This window comes from Sinorhizobium terangae (genome assembly GCF_009601505.1).
In the GTDB taxonomy this organism is placed as follows: Bacteria; Pseudomonadota; Alphaproteobacteria; order Rhizobiales; family Rhizobiaceae; genus Sinorhizobium; species Sinorhizobium terangae.
Window position 1 is genome coordinate 90,982 of sequence record NZ_WITC01000017.1, and the last position, 17,212, is coordinate 108,193.

Genomic DNA, 17,212 nt, shown 5'->3' on the forward strand with positions numbered 1-17,212 from the left:
AATCGCTCAAGCAACGGCCGCCGGATCGAGCGTTACGCGCCAGAGCTCCTTATCCTGGCGATCCATCAGCCGAACGGTCATCTGTTGCGTCCGGCCGTTGATGTCGACGATGCCGAAGAATTGCAGGCCGGCAGATGGCGGCAGGTTGCTGTCGATGCCGCCGCCCGACGCCTTGATGAAGCGGACCTCCGGGCCAAAGGTCATGTCGAGTTCCTTCGGACCGTAGGTGCCGGAATGCAAGGGGCCGGACACGAACTCCCAGAAGGGCAGGAATTCCTTGAAGGCGGCGCGCGACGGATCGTAGTGATGTGCGGCCGTATAGTGGACGTCCGCCGTCAGCCAGACAATGTTCTCGATCGCGTTGTCACGGATGAACCGCAGCAGGTCAGCGAATTCCGTCTCCCTTCCCATCGGCGCGCCGTTTTGGCCGTTGGAAATCGCGTCCGACCCGCGTCTTGCCGAATAATCGTCCCAGACGACGAGGCCGATCGGCATGTCGCAGGCGATCACCTTCCAGGTGGCGCGCGAGGCAGCCAGTTCCCGTTTCAGCCAGTCCGCCTGCCGCCAGCCGAAGAGACCGCCGTCGCCCTCCCCCTGGTTGGGGCCGCGATAGGAGCGCAGATCGACGAAAAAGGCGTCGAGCAATGGGCCGTAAGCAACCTTGCGGAAGATGCGTCCAGGCTGTGTCGGCAAGGTGCGGATCGGCGTCATCTCGTGGAAGGCACGAGCAGCACGCGACGCGTAGACCGCCACGTCCTTTTCCGGATAGCGCGGATCGTCTCTGAGATCGGTCGAGGCCGACCAGTTGTTCAAGACCTCGTGGTCGTCCCATTGATAGAAGGTGGGGCAGACGGCATTGAGCCCGCGCACGTGCTCATCGAGCAGATTGTATTTCCACTGGCCGCGATATTCTTCGAGCGTACGGGCGACGTCACGTTTCTCGGGCGTGACGATCCGGTTCTTCCACATGCCCCCGTCCCGAAGCTTGATCTCGTCCGGGATGGGATTGTCGGCATAGATCGTGTCGCCGGAATGGATGAAGAAATCCGGCTCGTGAAGCTGCATGGTCGAATAGGTCTTCATGCCGACCTCGTCGATGCCCCAGCCCTGGCCTGCCGTGTCGCCGGACCAGACGAAACGCACCGACCGTCGGCGCAACGGCGCCGTGCGGAAACGTCCGACGATCGGCTCGGACACGCGATTGGGGTCATAAAGATCGGTCGCGGTGAAGCGGTAGAAGATGTCCTGGTCCGGCAGCAGGTTGTCGAGCCGGCCCTTGATCGCGCAGTCGGTCTGCGGCGTCGCGTCGATGTCGGGAAGCCGGACCGCATTCGAGAAGCTTTCGGTGGTCGAATATTCGACGGCCACCCGCGCTGGCCGGTCGACCCGCGTCCAGACCATGCCCGATTGCGTATCGACGTCACCGGACTGCACGCCATGCAGGAATTCCGGCCGCCCATAGCCGCGGGCATAGAAGGGTGTCGCAACACCGGAGGAAGCAACGAGACCGGCGGCGCCGGCGGAGAAGAGGAAAGAGCGCCTGGTCAGCGTGCTTCGAATGTCAGCCAAATTCTGCCTCCGGTACCGTTTCGCGAATCATCGGTTTCTCGCGGCGGACCATTGGCGAGCCGCATGTCAGCGGCTTTACAGCGGGATGAAACTATTTGAACGGTTTGGCGACAGTTCTATGAAAGGGCGGCGGTAAGGCGAACCCCGCCAATGGCCGCCTATCACCATAGGGTTGGCGAGGGGCGATGTTCCGTCGTCACGCTGCCGGGTACAGGTGCCGCGGCGGCCTTGCGCCACCGAAGCGACTGGCAGGGCGCAGATGCGCCGAAAGCCGCCTCACCTCATTCCCGCATCAGTGCGTGAAATCGTAGTGATCCCGGACGTGATGGTTGAAATAGCCGCCGGCGGAGTCCGCATGCACCAGTTCCTCGTAGATGCTCTCCGGAACATCGAGGTAATGGTAAGGTCTGCGATTGCCGACGAACCAGACGCTGAGCGTCCGATGGCGCGCGTCGTAATTGACACGTTGGATCGCGGAAGAGTCCAGGATCGCGGACGATTGCAACATTGGCATTGGCGTCTTCCCGGTTGATTTCCAGAAGTCGCTGACACCTGACATCATACATCAATGGCCGCGATTTTTAAACGACGCTGCGCCGCCTGGCGCCGGCGTCCCGCGCAAGGCAGCCGCGGGCAATGAAGACGCAGCACTTTGAATTGCCGCATGAATTGTCCATAACTCGGGTCCCGAATTACGGAATCGTGCAAATAGCGGCTATCCCATTCACGAGGTCTTCTCCTTGGCCCAATCGAACACCCCCTCTCGCGACCGGCTCGAAGCCGTTCTCGCCCGCCTGGATGCGCGCCGGGCCAAAGAACGTGTCTTCGTGAAACTCTATTCAGACATCGCCCGCGCGGAGGCCGACGCCGCCGACCGAAGGCTGAGCGATGGAAAGAGCCTCGGCCCGCTCGACGGCCGGATCGTCTCGATCAAGGACCTCTTCGACGTCGTCGGCGAGCCGACGCTTGCCGGCTCGGTCATTCGCCGGGCGGCAGAACCGGCTGCGGCGGACGCGGCGGTCGTCCAGCGGCTGCGCGCCGCCGGTGCCGTCATCATCGGCAAGACGCACATGACCGAATTCGCGTTTACCGCCGTTGGCCTCAATCCGCACTATCCGGTACCCGGCAATGCGATCGACGCGCGCCTCGTACCCGGCGGCTCATCGTCCGGCGCGGCCGTCTCTGTGGCGGAAGGCACAAGCGAGATCGCCATCGGCTCGGACACCGGCGGCTCGGTGCGCATTCCGGCGGCGTTGAACGGCCTCGTCGGCTTCAAGCCGACCGCAAGGCGTGTACCCCTCGGCGGCGCATTCCCCCTATCGCCAAGCCTCGATTCGATCGGCCCCCTCGCACGCACGGTCGCCGACTGCGCGCTTGCCGATGCTATCATGGCGGGCGATACGCCAGGACCGTTGACGCCGCTGGCCCTCGACGGATTGACGCTCGGGCTTCCGAAAGGCCTGCTCCTCGACGACCTCGCGCCGGAGATCGCCAGGGCCTTCGAGGCGAGCCTGCAAACGCTCTCCCGCGCCGGCGCAAAAATCGCCGAATGCAGCATCGACGATCTGCTCCTCCGCTTTGCCGAGGCAACGCAGATCGGCTCGATCGCCGCCATCGAAGGCAGCCGCATACATCGCGACTGGCTTGACGACGGGGACGCACCCGTCGATACCCGGGTAACATCCACGCTGCGCCGGCGCCTGACCGTACCCGATGCCACACTGGAAAAGCTGCTGCAGACGCGACAGGTCCTCATTCGCGCCATGCACGAGCGGCTGGCGCCCTACGACCTCATCGTCCTTCCGACCACGCCGATCCCCGCCGTCCGCATTGTCTCTGTGGAACACGACCAACAGGAGTATCGTCGCGTCGAAGACCTGCTCCTGCGCAACACGCAGGTCGCCAATCAATTCGACCTGACGGCTGTCACGCTGCCGATGGCAGGCACAAGCCTACCGGCGGGTTTGATGCTGGTCGGACGAAGCGGGACGGACCGGACGCTGCTGGCCGCAGCGGCGTCCGTCGAAAGGTTGCTGCAAGCCGGCTGAATGATGCGGCATAAGCTTCAATGCACCGCCTCGGACGCCCAATCCTCGTCAAGGATCCGAAATGCATCTTCGAGCGCGGCAACCAGAATGTCCGTGAGTTCGTCGCCGCGATTGTTGGCGAGAAGCAGGGCCAGAGCGGCATCCTGCGGGTCGCTGTAGTGCTGAACATCAATTGACATCTCATCGTCCTCTTTCGCCGCGTCACATTCCGGCAGTTGAGACGGTGATAGGAAGGCCGACTTGTGCGGGGCTTGAGGAGTGGTGCAAATCACCGCCCGCTGCAGCGCCGCCTGTCTTACACGACAGCAACGTCGTGCTGCCTCGTCGGCTGCGGTACGGCAACGCTTCTCCTCAAGCCTCATTCCTGCTTGTCACAGGAATCCAGCCAGCTCAAGTCCTTGGGCTGAATGACTCTTCTGCGCCGCGGACGCGGCGCTGCTGGATACCTGTGACAAGCACAGGGATGACGGCAGAAATACATTCGTCAAACCCGTAGCGCTATCGTCGTGTACTGTAATCAGGCGCGCAAAGGATGCTGTAGCGCTTTGGATTGCTACATGTTCCGGCTGCGCCCCGCTGTGGGTACGCTTTTTGCTCGCCCTTGCATTGCAGGCACGATAGAGGATCACGGAACTCGACGGCGGATGTGAGGATGGCGAAGAAGAAAACCGACAATACACATTATCTGCAGCGGCTGACATCCGAGTTCCCCGATGTCCATGGCGCTTTTCTTTCCGGCAGGATCCCGTCCTTGCGCAAGGCCCTCGTGATCGCCGGCATAAAGCCGGAGCGCACCCGGCTTGATAAGCTCAAGAATTCCTGGGGGAAGGCGACCGACGCCGAGCGTGATGCCTTTTTGAACTGGCTCGCGGCCAAAGGCGCGCTGTCAACAACGGCTGCTGCGCATTCCCCCGCCCCATCGCCCTCTGCGGCTGCCGTGGAGGCTCCGATCGCAAGCGGCCGCTATCTGCTGCCCTCCGCGATCACGGAGATCAAAGCGATCATGGCCCAACGCCGGCTGAAGCCGGGCGACGTCATGCAGGAAATCGGGTTCGCCCCCGACGACCGTTCCCTCGCCCATGCGCTTGCCCGCGGCGCAAGCATGAGATTGGCGGTGATCGCCGCGTTGGAGGCATGGCTGCGCACGAACGCGCGGGGATGAGCCTACAGGTGTGATTTCGGCACGAGCAGCGCTTGCCATGGGAGTTGCAACATTGAAGGAAACCCGCTCCGACAAACTGCTCGGCATCGACGTCGGATACTCGCTGTCGCGGCCGACCACGGGCTTTGCGTGGTGTGTCGACGGAAACTTCGGCTGCGCACGGACGCACAGTGACTGGGACCGCCGACAGCGCCACATTCCGGCGTCGACGACATTCTCGGTTATCGCCATCGACGGCCCCTTGATGCCGCCCGACGCGCCCGATGACCTCGGTCGTTTCTGCGAACGCCTATTTATCCGCGGGGCATTCCAAACGCGCTGCAAGCCGGGACTCAGCCACCACGGCCATGGTCTCGCCCTGAGAAAAGCCGCGGCCGAGACGGCAGCGCAGGTCAGGCACCTTGCGGCCGCACCGATGATCGCCAAGTCCGTCATCCCCGGAGCCGCAATCATCGAAGCTTTCCCCAACGCCTTTCTCGGCGTCCTTCTTGAGAATGAGCGTTTTACCATGTCGAAGGCGGCGAAGCGCAGGAAGTTCGACTGGCTGTACGACCATGCGGTTGAAAGCCGCGTCTTCGACAGACTTCTTCGCGCCATCGGCTGGAACAATGAGACGTTGCTTCAGAAGGTCACAACCGAACGAGACCATGAAAAAAGGGCAGCGTGGATCTGCCTACTGACAGCGGCAACCGCCGCCGCAGGCAAGTCCGAAATCGTTGGGGACGACGCCGGAGGTTGGCTCTGGCTACCGCCGGCGGAGCTTTGGGCGGAGTGGGCGAGACAGGCTTTGGCGGAGAACAGGGCAGCCCTGTCGGCGAGTGGCGCAACGGGCAGCTAGGCGTTGGTTTAGCCATCGCGTCGTTTACTGGCGGAGAGGGGGGGATTCGAACCCCCGATGGGCTTGCACCCATGCCGCATTTCGAGTGCGGTGCATTCAACCACTCTGCCACCTCTCCGCAGGTCTGGTTGGCGCTTAGTCGGCGCGGTCGGGTTCATAGCGGCAGATTTGCGCCCTGGCAAGGGGCCGTGAAAAGAATATCTTGCCCAACCGCGGCTTTCGCCTTGACAGGGAGGAGCGATTCCCGTAATCCGCGCAATGAAGTGGTGTGGTCTGACCGCACCGCGAAGGGTAAAAGTTTGTGCCCATCCACTGGTGGAGGTCAAGGGTTTTCCGAGACGCTTCGCTCAATGTAACGACTGATAAAAAGACGGCCTTGCCTTTTTAAGGTAAAGAGCCGGACCGAACATGAAAGGATAAAATATGTTCGCAGTCATCAAGACCGGCGGTAAGCAGTACCGCGTGGCAGCCAATGACGTCATCACCATCGAAAAGCTGGAAGGCGTTCAAGGCGACAAGATTGAATTCACCGAGATCCTGATGGTCGGCGCCGGCGCCGATGCCGCCATCGGTGCTCCGTTTGTCGAAGGTGCCGTTGTCAGCGCCGAAGTTGTGGAACAGGGCCGCGCCAAGAAGGTCATAGCCTTCAAGAAGCGCCGCCGCCAGAACTCCAAGCGTTCGCGCGGCCATCGCCAGCATCAGACGACCGTCCGCATCCTGGACATCGCTGCTGCCGGCGGCAAGGCGAAGAAGGTTTCGAAGAAGACCGAAGCCGCCGCTGAAGAAGCTGCAAACTGAGTTCCGGGATCGAAGCTTTAAAGGAGAACACCAATGGCACACAAAAAAGCTGGCGGTTCGTCGCGCAACGGTCGCGATTCTGAGTCCAAGCGCCTTGGCGTGAAGAAGTTCGGCGGCGAAGCCGTTATCGCGGGCAACATCATCGTGCGCCAGCGCGGCACGAAGTGGCATGCGGGCGCCAATGTCGGCCTCGGCAAGGACCATACGATTTTTGCGCTTACGGCAGGCAACGTGGACTTCCGTACGAAGGCCAATGGCCGAGTCTACGTGTCTGTAATGCCGAAAGCGGAAGCAGCGGAATAAGCCGGTAGCGCTCTAAAACAGCCGGCGTCTCATCGACCCGGCTGAAGCACCTGCAAGGTTCAAAAGCCAGACTTCAAAAGGGGAGATGGGACGGTACCCAACTCCCCTTTTCGCATGTCTGGAGGAAGAACCATGCAAACCGAGCTCTTGAGGGAAGACCAATCCCGGTCTCCCGAACAAAGGCTGAGGCCTCAGCGGTCAAGGACCGATTGCCCGATATTGTTATCGCCCCGGCTCGTTTTGCGCGCGCCCCACGAAGACGATATCGACGCCCTTGCCCATCTTGCCAACAACGCCAATATCGCCACCATGGTCTCGCGCATGCCGCACCCCTACACCACGGCGGATGCGGCCGATTTCGTGCGACGCGCAAAAGCCGGCACGATTGGCAAGTGCGTCTACGCGATCACCAAGGCGGACAATGGCGCATTCCTGGGTTGCTGCGGCATCGAGCCGCATCCCGACGGCAAGACGGCCGAACTCGGCTATTGGCTGGGCGAGCCCTACTGGAACCAGGGCTACGCCACGGAAGCCGCGCAAGCGCTGACCGACATGGCCTTCCGCACCCGCGACATCGACCAGATCGATGCGCGCTGCCGGGTCATGAACATCGCTTCGCGCCGGGTCATCCAGAAGTGCGGTTTCCAGTTCCAGGGCTCCGGCATGGTCGAAAGCCTGGCGCTCGGCGGCATGATGTCGGTCGAATGGTACCGGCTCGACCGCAAGACCTGGGTTTCGCTGAGAAGCTGGGGAGGCATGCGATGAACGCGCTCGTTCCCGAACGGTCGCGGGTTATCGTCCGTCCCGATCCCGGCCCCTCACCGATCATCGAAACCGAGCGGCTCAGGCTCAGGCCGCATCGGCTTGCCGATGCGGAGGCGATCGCCCAGTCGCTCGGCGATTTCCAGGTCGCGCGCATGCTGGCGCGCGTCCCGGCGCCCTATGATCATCAGGATGCGCTCGACTGGCTGAACCGCCAAGCGGCCAACGTCCTGCCCGACTGGACGCTCGCCGTCACCACCGGCGACGACGTCCATATCGGCTGCGTCGGCATTGAGCTCCGCCATGGTCAGTGGCATGTTGGCTACTGGCTGAACCGGTTCTACTGGGGCAAGGGGCTGGCGAGCGAGGCGGTTCATGCCGCAGTCGAGCGCTTCTTCCGGCGCATGCCGGAGACGGTGCTCCATTCGGGCGTCTTTGCCGACAATCCGGGCTCGCTCCGGGTCCAGGAAAAGCTCGGCTTCAAGATCACCGGCTGCAGCCAGATCTACGCCCTCGCCCGCAACGCCATGGTCGCGCATATCGAGACGCGGCTGACGGCGGCGGACCTGCGTCGGCCGAACTAAAAAGAAACCCGCGAAGGTGAGCCTTCGCGGGTTGTTTTTCCGCTCAATGGAGCTCGATTCCGACCGGCAGGTGGTCGGAGCCCGTCGCATCATAGTCGGTCCACGCATCTTTCAGACGCGGAACGAGGCCGGCACTGAGGAAGCAATAGTCGAGATGCATTCGCCGCTGATGATCTTCAGGATGAATCCAGCTATAGCTTTCCGGCGTCAGCCGGCCGAGATGGGCGAGCGCGTCGACCGGATTGCCGATGCGCAGCGAGCGTCCGTAAAAAGCGTCGCGCGTCCCGACCATCGCATTGTATTCGGGCGATTCCGGCACCATGTTGAAATCGCCCATCACGACGAAATCCTCCGGATGCGGCGGCTCGGCAAAGCCGAAATCAGAGGCACCCGAAATCGCGCCGCCTTCGAGCGGGTAGTTGACAAGCCTTTGTTTCAGAAACTCGATCTGGCTGATGCGTTCGCCCGGAAGCACATGGTCGAGGTGGACGGAATAGACCCGCAACGGGCCGGTCGGCGTCGCAATCAGCGCTTCGGTCGCGCCGCGCTGCAGGTTCATGGGGCTGACCGTGCGCGTCCGCGGCAAGGCGATCAGCCGCGTCGAAAGGATCGGCCAGCGCGACAGGATCATGTTGCCGAACTGGAACCGGCGATTGATCGCGCGGCCATTCTCGATCGCCGAGCCGACATCGATCTCACAGGGCGCATGAAACACGGAAAAATAGTCCGGCAGCAGATCTTCGAAGACCGAAACGAGATCGGCATTGCCGTTGCGATGAAAGTTGCGCGTCACTTCCTGTAGGGCGATGATGTCGGCCTCTCGGAGAGAGGCGGCGATGCGCTCGGGGTCGAAACGCCCGTCGAGACCGATGCCGTATTGAATATTGTAGCTTGTGAACCGCACGATAGTCTTTGACCTCCAGGGTAACCGCCTATATCGATGGCGCAAATATACTGAACAGATGGCAGCCAGATGAAATTTCTCGACGAAGCAAAGGTCTATATCCGGTCCGGGGACGGCGGCGCAGGCGCGGTCTCCTTCCGCCGCGAGAAATTCATCGAGTTCGGTGGACCGGACGGCGGCGATGGCGGCCGCGGCGGCGACGTCTGGGTCGAGGCCGTCAATGGCCTCAACACGCTGATCGACTTCCGCTACCAGCAGCACTTCAAGGCAAAGACCGGCATGCACGGCATGGGCCGCAACCGTACCGGCGCCGGCGGCGCCGACGTGACGCTGAAGGTGCCGGTCGGCACACAGATCTTCGAGGAAGACAACGAAACGCTGATCGTCGACATGGTGGCCGAAGGCCAGCGCTATCGGCTTGCCGCCGGCGGTAATGGCGGCTTCGGCAACGCCCACTTCAAGTCGTCCACCAATCAGGCGCCGAACTGGGCCAATCCGGGCCTTGAGGGCGAGGAAAAGACGATCTGGCTCCGGCTGAAACTGATCGCGGATGCCGGCCTCGTCGGCCTGCCGAATGCGGGCAAGTCGACTTTTCTTGCCGCCTGCACCCGCGCCCGGCCGAAGATCGCCAACTATCCCTTTACGACGCTCCATCCGAACCTCGGCGTCGCAACCGTCGATGGTCAGGAGTTCATCCTCGCCGACATCCCGGGCCTGATCGAGGGCGCCCATGAGGGTGTCGGCATCGGCGACCGCTTCCTCGGCCATGTCGAGCGCACCCGCGTGCTCCTCCATCTCGTCTCGGCGCAGGAAGAGGATGTCGCCAAGGCCTACAAGACCGTGAAGCACGAACTCGAAGCCTATGGCGGCGGGCTGGAGGACAAGCCGGAAATCGTCGCACTGGCACAGATCGACGTGCTCGATGACGAGGAACTGAAGGCAAAGGCCAAGGCGCTCGCCAAGGCCTGCGGCTCGCCGCCGCTCACGATTTCGGCGGTCACGAGCAAGGGCATGACGGAGGCGCTCCGGGCGCTTCGCAGCGTCATTTCCGCCGCCAAGGCCGGAGAAGAGAGCGCGTAGCATGACCAGGACCCGCAAGCCGCTGCAAAAATACCGCCGGGTCGTCATCAAGATCGGGTCGGCGCTGTTGGTCGATCGCAAATCGGGACTGAAAAAGCCCTGGCTCGACGCCATGTGCTCCGACATTGCCGGACTGAAGGCAAAGGGCGTGGAGGTGCTCGTCGTCTCTTCGGGCGCGATTGCGCTCGGGCGGACGGTGCTCGATCTTCCGGCCGGGGCGCTCAAGCTCGAGGAAAGCCAGGCGGCCGCCGCCGTCGGCCAGATCGCTCTGGCGCGTGCATGGTCGGAAAGCCTCTCGACCGATCAAATCATTGCGGGCCAGGTTCTGCTGACGCTCGGCGACACGGAAGAGCGCCGCCGCTACCTCAATGCCCGCGCGACCATCAGCCAGTTGCTGAAGCTCGGCGCCGTGCCGATCATCAACGAGAACGACACGGTGGCGACCACCGAGATCCGCTACGGCGACAACGACCGGCTGGCCGCCCGGGTGGCGACGATGGTCGGCGCCGATTTGCTCGTGCTGCTTTCCGATATAGACGGCCTTTACACCGCCCCGCCGCATCTCGATCCCGACGCGCGCTTCCTCGATACGATCGCCGAAATCACGCCGGAGATCGAGGCGATGGCCGGGGGTGCGGCCTCCGAGCTTTCGCGCGGCGGCATGCGCACCAAGATCGATGCCGGCAAGATCGCGACCACTGCGGGCTGCGCGATGATCATCGCCTCGGGCAAGCCGGAGCATCCGCTCGCCGCGATCGAGTCCGGCGCCCGCTCCTCCTGGTTCGCGCCGGCCGGCTCGCCGGTGACCGCGCGCAAGACCTGGATCGCTGGGCAGCTTCTGCCGGCTGGCACGCTTATAATCGACGCCGGGGCCGAAACGGCGCTCCGCTCGGGCAAGAGCCTGCTGCCGGCCGGTGTCCGGCAGGTAACGGGCAGCTTCAGCCGTGGCGACACGATCGCGATCCTCGGCTCGTCGGGCCGCGAAATCGCCCGCGGCCTCGCAGGCTATGATGCCGACGAGGCACGCCAGATCGCCGGCAAGAAATCGGCCGAGATCGCCGCGATCCTCGGCTATGCCGGCCGCACGGCGATGGTGCACCGCGACGACCTGGTGATGACGGGTCCCGCCGGGACGCGTCTGGACGACGGAAGAGACGAGAGGAAGGGCGAGGTTCATGCCTGACGCGGTCAATAACGGCGAGAACGTCAGCAGCGTCATGCTGGAAATCGGCCGCCGGGCCAAGGCGGCAAGCCGGCCGCTTGCCGTTGCGAGTGCCGAGCGCAAGCACGCCGCCCTGATCGCCATGGCAGATGCCATTGTCGCCAGCACGGACGAGATCCTTTCGGCCAATGTGGTCGACCTTGAAAACGCCGAAAAAACCGGAGTCGCCAAGGCCTTCATCGATCGTCTCACGCTCAACCGGGACCGCATCCGCGATATGGCCGACGGCATCCGTGCGATCGCCGCCTTCAGGGATCCGATCGGCGACGTGATCGCCGAATGGGACCGCCCGAATGGTCTGCATATCGAGCGCGTACGCACGCCGCTTGGCGTGATCGGCGTGATCTACGAAAGCCGGCCCAACGTCACGGCGGATGCCGGCGCACTTTGCCTCAAGGCCGGCAATGCCGTGATCCTGCGCGGCGGCTCCGACAGTTTTCATTCGTCGCGGGCGATCCACGCTTGCCTGGTCGAGGGGCTGAAGGCCGCGGGTCTTCCGGAGCATGCCATCCAGATGGTGCCGGTTGCCGACCGCGCCGCCGTCGGCGCCATGCTCACCGGCCTCAACGGCGCGATAGACGTGATCGTGCCGCGCGGGGGAAAGAGCCTCGTCGCTCGCGTTCAGAGCGAGGCGCGGGTGCCGGTCTTCGCGCATCTCGAAGGCCTCTGCCATATCTATGTCGACGCCTCGGCCGACCTAGACATGGCGAAGAAGATCGTGGTCAACGCCAAGATGCGGCGCACCGGCATCTGCGGCGCCGCCGAAACACTGCTCATGGACCGCAATGCCGCGGATCGGTTGGCGAAGCCGCTGCTTCAGGCGCTCGTTGACGCCGGCTGCGAAGTCCGGGCTTCGAAGGACTTGGAAGCGCTGCTGCCGGGCCTGAAGCCCGCGACAGACGCGGATTGGGCAACCGAATATCTCGACGCGATTATTTCGGCGAAGCTGGTCGACGGCATTTCCGGTGCCATCGACCACATAAACACCTGGTCGTCGGCGCATACCGAAGCGGTTATCGCGGAAGATCCGGCCGTAGTGGAACGCTTCTTCTCGGAAATCGACTCCGCTATCCTCCTCCACAATGCCTCGACGCAGTTTGCCGACGGCGGCGAGTTCGGCATGGGCGGCGAGATCGGCATCGCCACCGGCAAGATGCATGCACGCGGGCCCGTCGGCGTCGAACAGCTGACGTCGTTCAAATACCGCGTGCGCGGCACGGGACAGGTGCGGTCCTGACGTGATTCCGCCTCGAGTGAACGCACGCTATCTGCGCATGCCGCATGTCGAAGGCGGGATGACGGTCGGCCTCTTCGGCGGCTCGTTCAACCCGCCCCATGGCGGCCATCTCCTCGTAGCCGAAACGGCGCTGCGCAAGCTTGGTCTCGACCAGCTCTGGTGGATGGTGACGCCCGGCAACCCGCTGAAGAACCACAACGATCTCGCGCCGCTGGCAGAACGTATCGAGGCGAGCGAAAAGCTCGCCTCCAATCCCCGCATCAAGGTCACGGCGTTCGAGCAGGCGCTCGGCCAGAGCTACACGGCCCGTACGCTCGAAATCGTGCGCGCACGCAACCGTGATGTGCGCTTCGTCTGGGTCATGGGGGCGGACAACCTCAAGAATTTCCACCGCTGGCAGAGCTGGCGCAAGATTGTCGCGACCTTTCCGATCGCGGTTATCGACAGGCCGGGCTCGACGCTTGCCTATCTTTCCTCGCGCATGGCGCGGACCTTCGATTATGCCCGTATCGACGAGGACGATGCTCTGGCGCTCGCCTTCCACCCCGCGCCCGCCTGGACATTCATTCACGGACCACGCTCGCCGCTGAGTTCCACGGCGCTTCGCTCTACAGCGCCGCGCGCCTCATCAGACGCGAAATCCGCATGAATTGCCATGATTCATTTCTCGCGTCTTGAAACCCTCATGGTTTGGTGCCTACATTTATGAACGGTTCGATCCTGATCATCGAATCGGAAGTGCCTGTTCTGTTCTTTTGGAAAGGAAAGACCCTGACAACAGTACACGCCAAGGGTTATGCGGCAACCGCATACCCGCGCAGCACGGAATCAAGCGACGAAGCCGCTGTCCGTGCGCTTAACCTGGTCCTCGAAAGCCTAGAGGACTCGAAAGCAGAAGATATCGTCACCATCAACATTGCCGGAAAATCGGCGCTGGGAGACTTCATGGTTGTCGTCTCCGGGCGGTCGAACAGGCATGTGATGGCGATTGCCGACCACCTGATCACGGACCTGAAGGACGAAGGGTTTGGCAATTCCCGCGTCGAAGGCCTTGAAGGTGGCGACTGGGTGCTGATCGACACCGGCGATGTGATCGTTCACATCTTCCGGCCGGAGATCCGGGAGTTCTACAACATCGAAAAGATGTGGGCGGCCCCGGAAATCGAGGACGGTACCCTGCACTGAGACGCGCCGCCCGAGCCTGACCCAAACCTCAGGACGGAGCGACTGCGCCGGTGTCGAATGAAAATGCGGCTGTCATCGCCCGGCTGGGCCGATGACAGCAAGAGTGGTTTTGCCAGTCGCTTTGCAGGATCGGGCTGGCACCGGTGGGGATGATCGGGTCGTGCGTATCGGACTTTTCGCAGTCGGCCGCCTGAAGGCGGGGCCGGAAAAGGACCTCGCGGGCCGCTATCTCGGCCGCTTCGCCAAGGCGGGGTCCGCGGTGGGGCTGGAGCTTGCGCGGGTCGTGGAAGTCAACGAAAGCCGTGCCGGCAATGCGGAGACGCGTAAGCGCGAGGAGGCGGCCCAGCTTGAAAAGGCGCTCGCGGACGGCAGCCTGCTCGTTTTGCTCGACGAACGTGGAAAGGCGATCGATTCGGAAAGCTTCGCTTCGCTCATCAGCACCTTTCGGGACAGCGGAAAACGCGATCTGATGATTGCGATCGGCGGCGCCGATGGCCTGGACCCGGCGCTGCATGCGCGCGCTGACGCTATACTCTGTCTTGGCAAGATGACCTGGCCGCACCAGCTCGTGCGCATTCTGATCGCCGAACAGCTTTACCGTGCCGTAACGATCCTGTCGGGCCATCCCTATCACCGCGCTTGAAGAGACGCTTGTTTATTCGCGGATGCAATAACACGATTATGTGTTGGTTGGCCGAGCCAAATCAGATTAGGGTTCTCTCATCTAATTATTGCAGGAAAGCATCGGGCCGTATGACGCGCCGAGAAAAATGTGCCGACTTGGGATGGGCGGTGCGTCGTGTCGGACGCGGTGCCGCGGCATTGGCCGTTCTCTTGGGCGTGATCGCCGCGCCGGCTGTAGCCCAGGACACAGCCCCCGGAAACCCCGCGGGCGCGCCGTCGAACGAGCAGAAAACGGTAGATCCCGCAGCCGATCTGGCGCTCAGGCGCGACAGCACGCGCAGCGAGCTCGACGCGCTTTCGAAGACCATAACGCTGTCGCGTGAGCGCGCCGAAGCGCTGGAACAAACGATCGCCGAGATCGACAAGAGCAGCGAGGCGCTGCGCGCCGCGATCGTCGAGTCGGCAAGCAAACGACGCGGGCTCGAGCAGCAGATCGCCGATGGCGAAAACAAGCTCAACGACCTGCGCGTGAAAGAGGACGTGGTGCGGCGATCGCTCCGTGGCAGGCGCGGCGTGCTTGCAGAAGTGCTTGCCGCCCTGCAGCGCATGGGGCGCAACCCGCCGCCTGCCATCCTCGTCACGCCGGAGGACGCACTGGCCTCGGTTCGCAGTGCAATCCTCCTTGGCGCCGTTGTGCCGGAGATGCGCGAGCAGACCGACAGCCTCGTCGCCGACCTGAAGGCGCTCGCGGATATTCGCAGCGGCATCGGAAAGCAGCGCGAGGAACTGACGGCGGCGATGACGGCCAATCTCGAGGAAGAGCGCCGCATGTCGATGCTGGTGACCGAGAAGGAAAAGTTGCGGCAGCAGAATGCGAACGAACTTGCCGTCGAGCAGCGCAAGGCCCAGGAGCTGGCCTCGCAGGCGACCAATCTCGAAGGACTGATTTCGTCGCTGGAGAACGAGATCTCCTCGGTGCGGGATGCCGCCGCGGCCGCTCGCGCACAGGAAGAAGAGCGTCGGCGGATGAGCGAGGCCGAGCGCGAAGAGGCCCGCGAGATCGCCCGCAACGCGGTGCCCGACAAAAACCGCATTGCGCCCGCATATGTGTTTTCGGAGTTGCGGGAAAGGCTTGCCTATCCCGTCGCGGGGTCACTCCTGCGGCAGTTTGGCGATGCGGACGGCACCGGGCATTCGCTGCAGGGCATCATGCTGGAAACCAATGCAGGCGCGCTGGTGACAACGCCGGCGGACGGCTGGATTGTCTACGCGGGAAGTTTTCGCAGCTACGGGCAGATGATCATTCTCAATCCCGGCGACGGGTATCATATCGTTCTGTCGGGAATGGAAAATGTCAGTGTCCGGACGGGACAATTCGTCGTGGCCGGCGAGCCATTGGCGACGATGGGTGCAAAAAGAGTGGCGAGTGCGGCGGCCTTGGCGCTGGAAACAGACAGGCCAACGCTTTACATTGAATTCCGAAAAGACGGAAAACCGGTCGATTCCCGACCGTGGTGGTCCGCAGCAGAGGTTGGAAAGGCGCGAAATGATACGTAGAGCTTCACTTGTTCTGGTCGGGGCGCTGATGGGTGCGACGGCGATGGGCGTCGTCTATTCGGCGACCATTCCGGCCGAGGCAGCCAATTCGTCGACGTACCGCGAACTGGCGATTTTCGGCGACGTTTTCGAGCGTGTGCGGGCGCAGTATGTGACGCCCCCGCAGGATGACAAATTGATCGAGAATGCCATCAACGGCATGCTCTCCTCCCTTGACCCGCATTCGAGCTACATGAACTCGACGGACGCCGAGGACATGCGCACGCAGACGCGCGGCGAATTCGGCGGTCTCGGCATCGAAGTGACCATGGAAGACGATCTCGTCAAGGTGACGAGCCCGATCGACGATACGCCCGCGGCGCGCGCCGGCGTGCTTGCCGGCGACTTCATCTCGAAGATCGACGGCCAGGACGTTCGCGGCCTGAAGCTCGAGGAAGCTGTCGACAAGATGCGCGGCGCCGTCGGCACGCCGATCAAGCTCACCATTCTGCGCAAGGGCGCCGAAAAGCCGATCGAGCTGACGATCGTTCGCGACGTGATCGCCGTCCGTGCCGTGAAATACCGCACCGAAGGCGACGTCGGCTATCTGCGCGTCATCTCCTTCACCGAGAAGACCTTCGATGACCTGAAGAAGGGCATCGAGAAGATCAAGGCGGACGTTCCGGCGGACAAGCTGAAGGGCTACGTGCTGGATCTTCGCCTCAATCCGGGCGGTCTGCTCGACCAGGCGATCAATGTTTCGGACGCCTTCCTCGAGCGTGGCGAGGTCGTTTCAACCCGCGGCCGCAACCCGGACGAGACCCGTCGCTTCAATGCGACGCCGGGCGATCTCGCCGACGGCAAGCCGGTCATCGTCCTCGTCAACGGCGGCTCGGCATCCGCATCGGAAATCGTTGCCGGTGCGCTGCAGGATCTGAAGCGCGCCACGGTGCTTGGCACGCGGTCCTTCGGCAAGGGCTCGGTTCAGACGATCATTCCGCTGGGCGATGCCGGCGCGTTGCGCCTGACGACGGCGCTCTACTACACGCCGTCCGGCAAATCGATCCAGGGCACCGGCATCTCGCCGGACATCAAGGTCGAGCAGCCGCTGCCGCCGGAGCTTCTGGGCAAGGTGGAAGCGCAGGGCGAATCCGACCTCCGTGGCCACATCAAGGGCCAGAACGAGGACGATGAGGGTTCCGGCTCCGTGGCCTATGTCCCGCCGGAAGCCAAGGACGACATCCAGCTCAACTACGCGCTCGATCTCCTGCGCGGCAAGAAGACGGATCCGTCCTTCCCGGCCAACCCGGAACAGGCCGAACTCAAGAAGTAAGCGAAGCTCGAGAAATTCGTCAACGCG

The 17,212-nt window shown here is 63.0% G+C and carries 18 protein-coding genes, 1 tRNA gene and 1 pseudogene; 15 read left to right on the top strand and 5 right to left on the bottom strand.

Annotated elements, in window-relative coordinates:
- Nucleotides 1-6 precede the first annotated feature (6 nt).
- Nucleotides 7-1,569, bottom strand: coding sequence for an alkaline phosphatase D family protein (locus GHK62_RS02245; protein ID WP_153436724.1), 1,563 nt, complete (start codon nucleotides 1,567-1,569; stop codon nucleotides 7-9).
- Nucleotides 1,570-1,861: 292 nt separating this feature from the next.
- Nucleotides 1,862-2,083 carry a KTSC domain-containing protein gene (locus tag GHK62_RS02250; RefSeq protein WP_153436725.1) on the bottom strand — a complete coding sequence of 74 codons (222 nt, stop codon included), beginning with the start codon at nucleotides 2,081-2,083 and terminating at the stop codon, nucleotides 1,862-1,864.
- Nucleotides 2,084-2,309: 226 nt separating this feature from the next.
- On the opposite strand from GHK62_RS02250, the gene GHK62_RS02255 reads away from it, so the two are divergent.
- Nucleotides 2,310-3,617, top strand: coding sequence for an amidase (locus GHK62_RS02255; RefSeq protein ID WP_153436726.1), 1,308 nt, complete (start codon nucleotides 2,310-2,312; stop codon nucleotides 3,615-3,617).
- Between the two features lie 17 nt (nucleotides 3,618-3,634).
- Here GHK62_RS02255 and GHK62_RS33445 read toward each other — a convergent pair whose 3' ends face one another.
- A complete protein-coding gene (locus GHK62_RS33445; protein WP_167528128.1) occupies nucleotides 3,635-3,796 on the bottom strand; it encodes a hypothetical protein in 162 nt (53 codons plus the stop codon).
- Nucleotides 3,797-4,269: 473 nt separating this feature from the next.
- On the opposite strand from GHK62_RS33445, the gene GHK62_RS02260 reads away from it, so the two are divergent.
- Both GHK62_RS02260 and GHK62_RS02265 read left to right on the top strand, forming a co-directional pair.
- The gene (locus GHK62_RS02260; protein ID WP_153436727.1) at nucleotides 4,270-4,779 is read left to right on the top strand and encodes a hypothetical protein; all 510 of its coding nucleotides are present in this window, start codon (nucleotides 4,270-4,272) and stop codon (nucleotides 4,777-4,779) included.
- A gap of 37 nt (nucleotides 4,780-4,816) precedes the next feature.
- Nucleotides 4,817-5,617, top strand: a complete 801-nt coding sequence (locus GHK62_RS02265; RefSeq protein ID WP_153436728.1) for a DUF429 domain-containing protein — start codon at nucleotides 4,817-4,819, stop codon at nucleotides 5,615-5,617.
- Between the two features lie 28 nt (nucleotides 5,618-5,645).
- Here GHK62_RS02265 and GHK62_RS02270 read toward each other — a convergent pair.
- A tRNA-Ser gene (locus GHK62_RS02270) sits at nucleotides 5,646-5,735 on the bottom strand.
- 305 nt (nucleotides 5,736-6,040) lie between these two features.
- Between GHK62_RS02270 and rplU the strand changes: the two are divergent.
- The 4 genes and pseudogenes from rplU to GHK62_RS02290 form a co-directional block, all read left to right on the top strand.
- Nucleotides 6,041-6,352, top strand: a pseudogene (gene rplU / locus GHK62_RS02275) (50S ribosomal protein L21); the annotation flags it as partial.
- 96 nt (nucleotides 6,353-6,448) lie between these two features.
- Complete coding sequence (rpmA, locus tag GHK62_RS02280) at nucleotides 6,449-6,718, top strand: 50S ribosomal protein L27 (RefSeq protein WP_012709652.1); 270 nt, start codon at nucleotides 6,449-6,451, stop codon at nucleotides 6,716-6,718.
- Nucleotides 6,719-6,850: 132 nt separating this feature from the next.
- Nucleotides 6,851-7,483 (top strand): GNAT family N-acetyltransferase, encoded by a 633-nt coding sequence (locus GHK62_RS02285; protein ID WP_167528129.1) that lies wholly within the window; start codon nucleotides 6,851-6,853, stop codon nucleotides 7,481-7,483.
- Nucleotides 7,480-8,064, top strand: a complete 585-nt coding sequence (locus GHK62_RS02290; protein WP_153436730.1) for a GNAT family N-acetyltransferase — start codon at nucleotides 7,480-7,482, stop codon at nucleotides 8,062-8,064. Before GHK62_RS02285 ends, GHK62_RS02290 begins: the two co-directional genes overlap by 4 nt.
- A gap of 43 nt (nucleotides 8,065-8,107) precedes the next feature.
- Here the strand turns inward: GHK62_RS02290 and GHK62_RS02295 are convergent, their stop codons facing one another.
- Nucleotides 8,108-8,968 (bottom strand): endonuclease/exonuclease/phosphatase family protein, encoded by an 861-nt coding sequence (locus tag GHK62_RS02295; RefSeq protein WP_184108645.1) that lies wholly within the window; start codon nucleotides 8,966-8,968, stop codon nucleotides 8,108-8,110.
- Between the two features lie 69 nt (nucleotides 8,969-9,037).
- On the opposite strand from GHK62_RS02295, the gene obgE reads away from it, so the two are divergent.
- The 8 genes from obgE (at nucleotide 9,038) to GHK62_RS02335 (ending at nucleotide 17,185) form a co-directional block, all read left to right on the top strand.
- Nucleotides 9,038-10,048 carry a GTPase ObgE gene (gene obgE, locus GHK62_RS02300; RefSeq protein ID WP_153436732.1) on the top strand — a complete coding sequence of 337 codons (1,011 nt, stop codon included), beginning with the start codon at nucleotides 9,038-9,040 and terminating at the stop codon, nucleotides 10,046-10,048.
- Nucleotide 10,049: 1 nt separating this feature from the next.
- Entirely contained in the window at nucleotides 10,050-11,231 is a 1,182-nt protein-coding gene (proB, locus tag GHK62_RS02305) for a glutamate 5-kinase (protein WP_153436733.1), read from the top strand.
- Nucleotides 11,224-12,507 (top strand): glutamate-5-semialdehyde dehydrogenase, encoded by a 1,284-nt coding sequence (locus GHK62_RS02310; protein WP_153436734.1) that lies wholly within the window; start codon nucleotides 11,224-11,226, stop codon nucleotides 12,505-12,507. Before proB ends, GHK62_RS02310 begins: the two co-directional genes overlap by 8 nt.
- A gap of 37 nt (nucleotides 12,508-12,544) precedes the next feature.
- The gene (locus GHK62_RS02315) at nucleotides 12,545-13,156 is read left to right on the top strand and encodes a nicotinate-nucleotide adenylyltransferase (protein ID WP_153436862.1); all 612 of its coding nucleotides are present in this window, start codon (nucleotides 12,545-12,547) and stop codon (nucleotides 13,154-13,156) included.
- Between the two features lie 56 nt (nucleotides 13,157-13,212).
- On the top strand, nucleotides 13,213-13,692 hold the full coding sequence (gene rsfS, locus GHK62_RS02320) for a ribosome silencing factor (protein ID WP_153436735.1): 480 nt from the start codon (nucleotides 13,213-13,215) through the stop codon (nucleotides 13,690-13,692).
- A gap of 160 nt (nucleotides 13,693-13,852) precedes the next feature.
- Nucleotides 13,853-14,335, top strand: coding sequence for a 23S rRNA (pseudouridine(1915)-N(3))-methyltransferase RlmH (rlmH, locus tag GHK62_RS02325; RefSeq protein WP_184108644.1), 483 nt, complete (start codon nucleotides 13,853-13,855; stop codon nucleotides 14,333-14,335).
- A 110-nt stretch (nucleotides 14,336-14,445) separates the two neighbouring features.
- Nucleotides 14,446-15,873: a murein hydrolase activator EnvC family protein gene (locus GHK62_RS02330; RefSeq protein WP_153436736.1), complete on the top strand. Its 1,428-nt coding sequence runs from the start codon at nucleotides 14,446-14,448 to the stop codon at nucleotides 15,871-15,873.
- Complete coding sequence (locus GHK62_RS02335) at nucleotides 15,863-17,185, top strand: S41 family peptidase (protein WP_153436737.1); 1,323 nt, start codon at nucleotides 15,863-15,865, stop codon at nucleotides 17,183-17,185. The genes GHK62_RS02330 and GHK62_RS02335 overlap by 11 nt, the downstream gene beginning before the upstream one ends.
- Nucleotides 17,186-17,212: the final 27 nt, after the last annotated feature.

Coding starts and splice junctions, on each gene's coding strand:
- GHK62_RS02250 (WP_153436725.1), bottom strand. CDS start 2,083: ATGCCAATGTTGCAATCGTCCGCGATCCTGGACTCTTCCGCGATCCAA.
- GHK62_RS33445 (WP_167528128.1), bottom strand. CDS start 3,796: ATGTCAATTGATGTTCAGCACTACAGCGACCCGCAGGATGCCGCTCTG.
- GHK62_RS02260 (WP_153436727.1), top strand. CDS start 4,270: ATGGCGAAGAAGAAAACCGACAATACACATTATCTGCAGCGGCTGACA.
- GHK62_RS02265 (WP_153436728.1), top strand. CDS start 4,817: ATGGGAGTTGCAACATTGAAGGAAACCCGCTCCGACAAACTGCTCGGC.
- rpmA (WP_012709652.1), top strand. CDS start 6,449: ATGGCACACAAAAAAGCTGGCGGTTCGTCGCGCAACGGTCGCGATTCT.
- GHK62_RS02285 (WP_167528129.1), top strand. CDS start 6,851: ATGCAAACCGAGCTCTTGAGGGAAGACCAATCCCGGTCTCCCGAACAA.
- GHK62_RS02290 (WP_153436730.1), top strand. CDS start 7,480: ATGAACGCGCTCGTTCCCGAACGGTCGCGGGTTATCGTCCGTCCCGAT.
- obgE (WP_153436732.1), top strand. CDS start 9,038: ATGAAATTTCTCGACGAAGCAAAGGTCTATATCCGGTCCGGGGACGGC.
- proB (WP_153436733.1), top strand. CDS start 10,050: ATGACCAGGACCCGCAAGCCGCTGCAAAAATACCGCCGGGTCGTCATC.
- GHK62_RS02310 (WP_153436734.1), top strand. CDS start 11,224: ATGCCTGACGCGGTCAATAACGGCGAGAACGTCAGCAGCGTCATGCTG.
- GHK62_RS02315 (WP_153436862.1), top strand. CDS start 12,545: ATGCCGCATGTCGAAGGCGGGATGACGGTCGGCCTCTTCGGCGGCTCG.
- rsfS (WP_153436735.1), top strand. CDS start 13,213: ATGAACGGTTCGATCCTGATCATCGAATCGGAAGTGCCTGTTCTGTTC.
- GHK62_RS02330 (WP_153436736.1), top strand. CDS start 14,446: ATGACGCGCCGAGAAAAATGTGCCGACTTGGGATGGGCGGTGCGTCGT.
- GHK62_RS02335 (WP_153436737.1), top strand. CDS start 15,863: ATGATACGTAGAGCTTCACTTGTTCTGGTCGGGGCGCTGATGGGTGCG.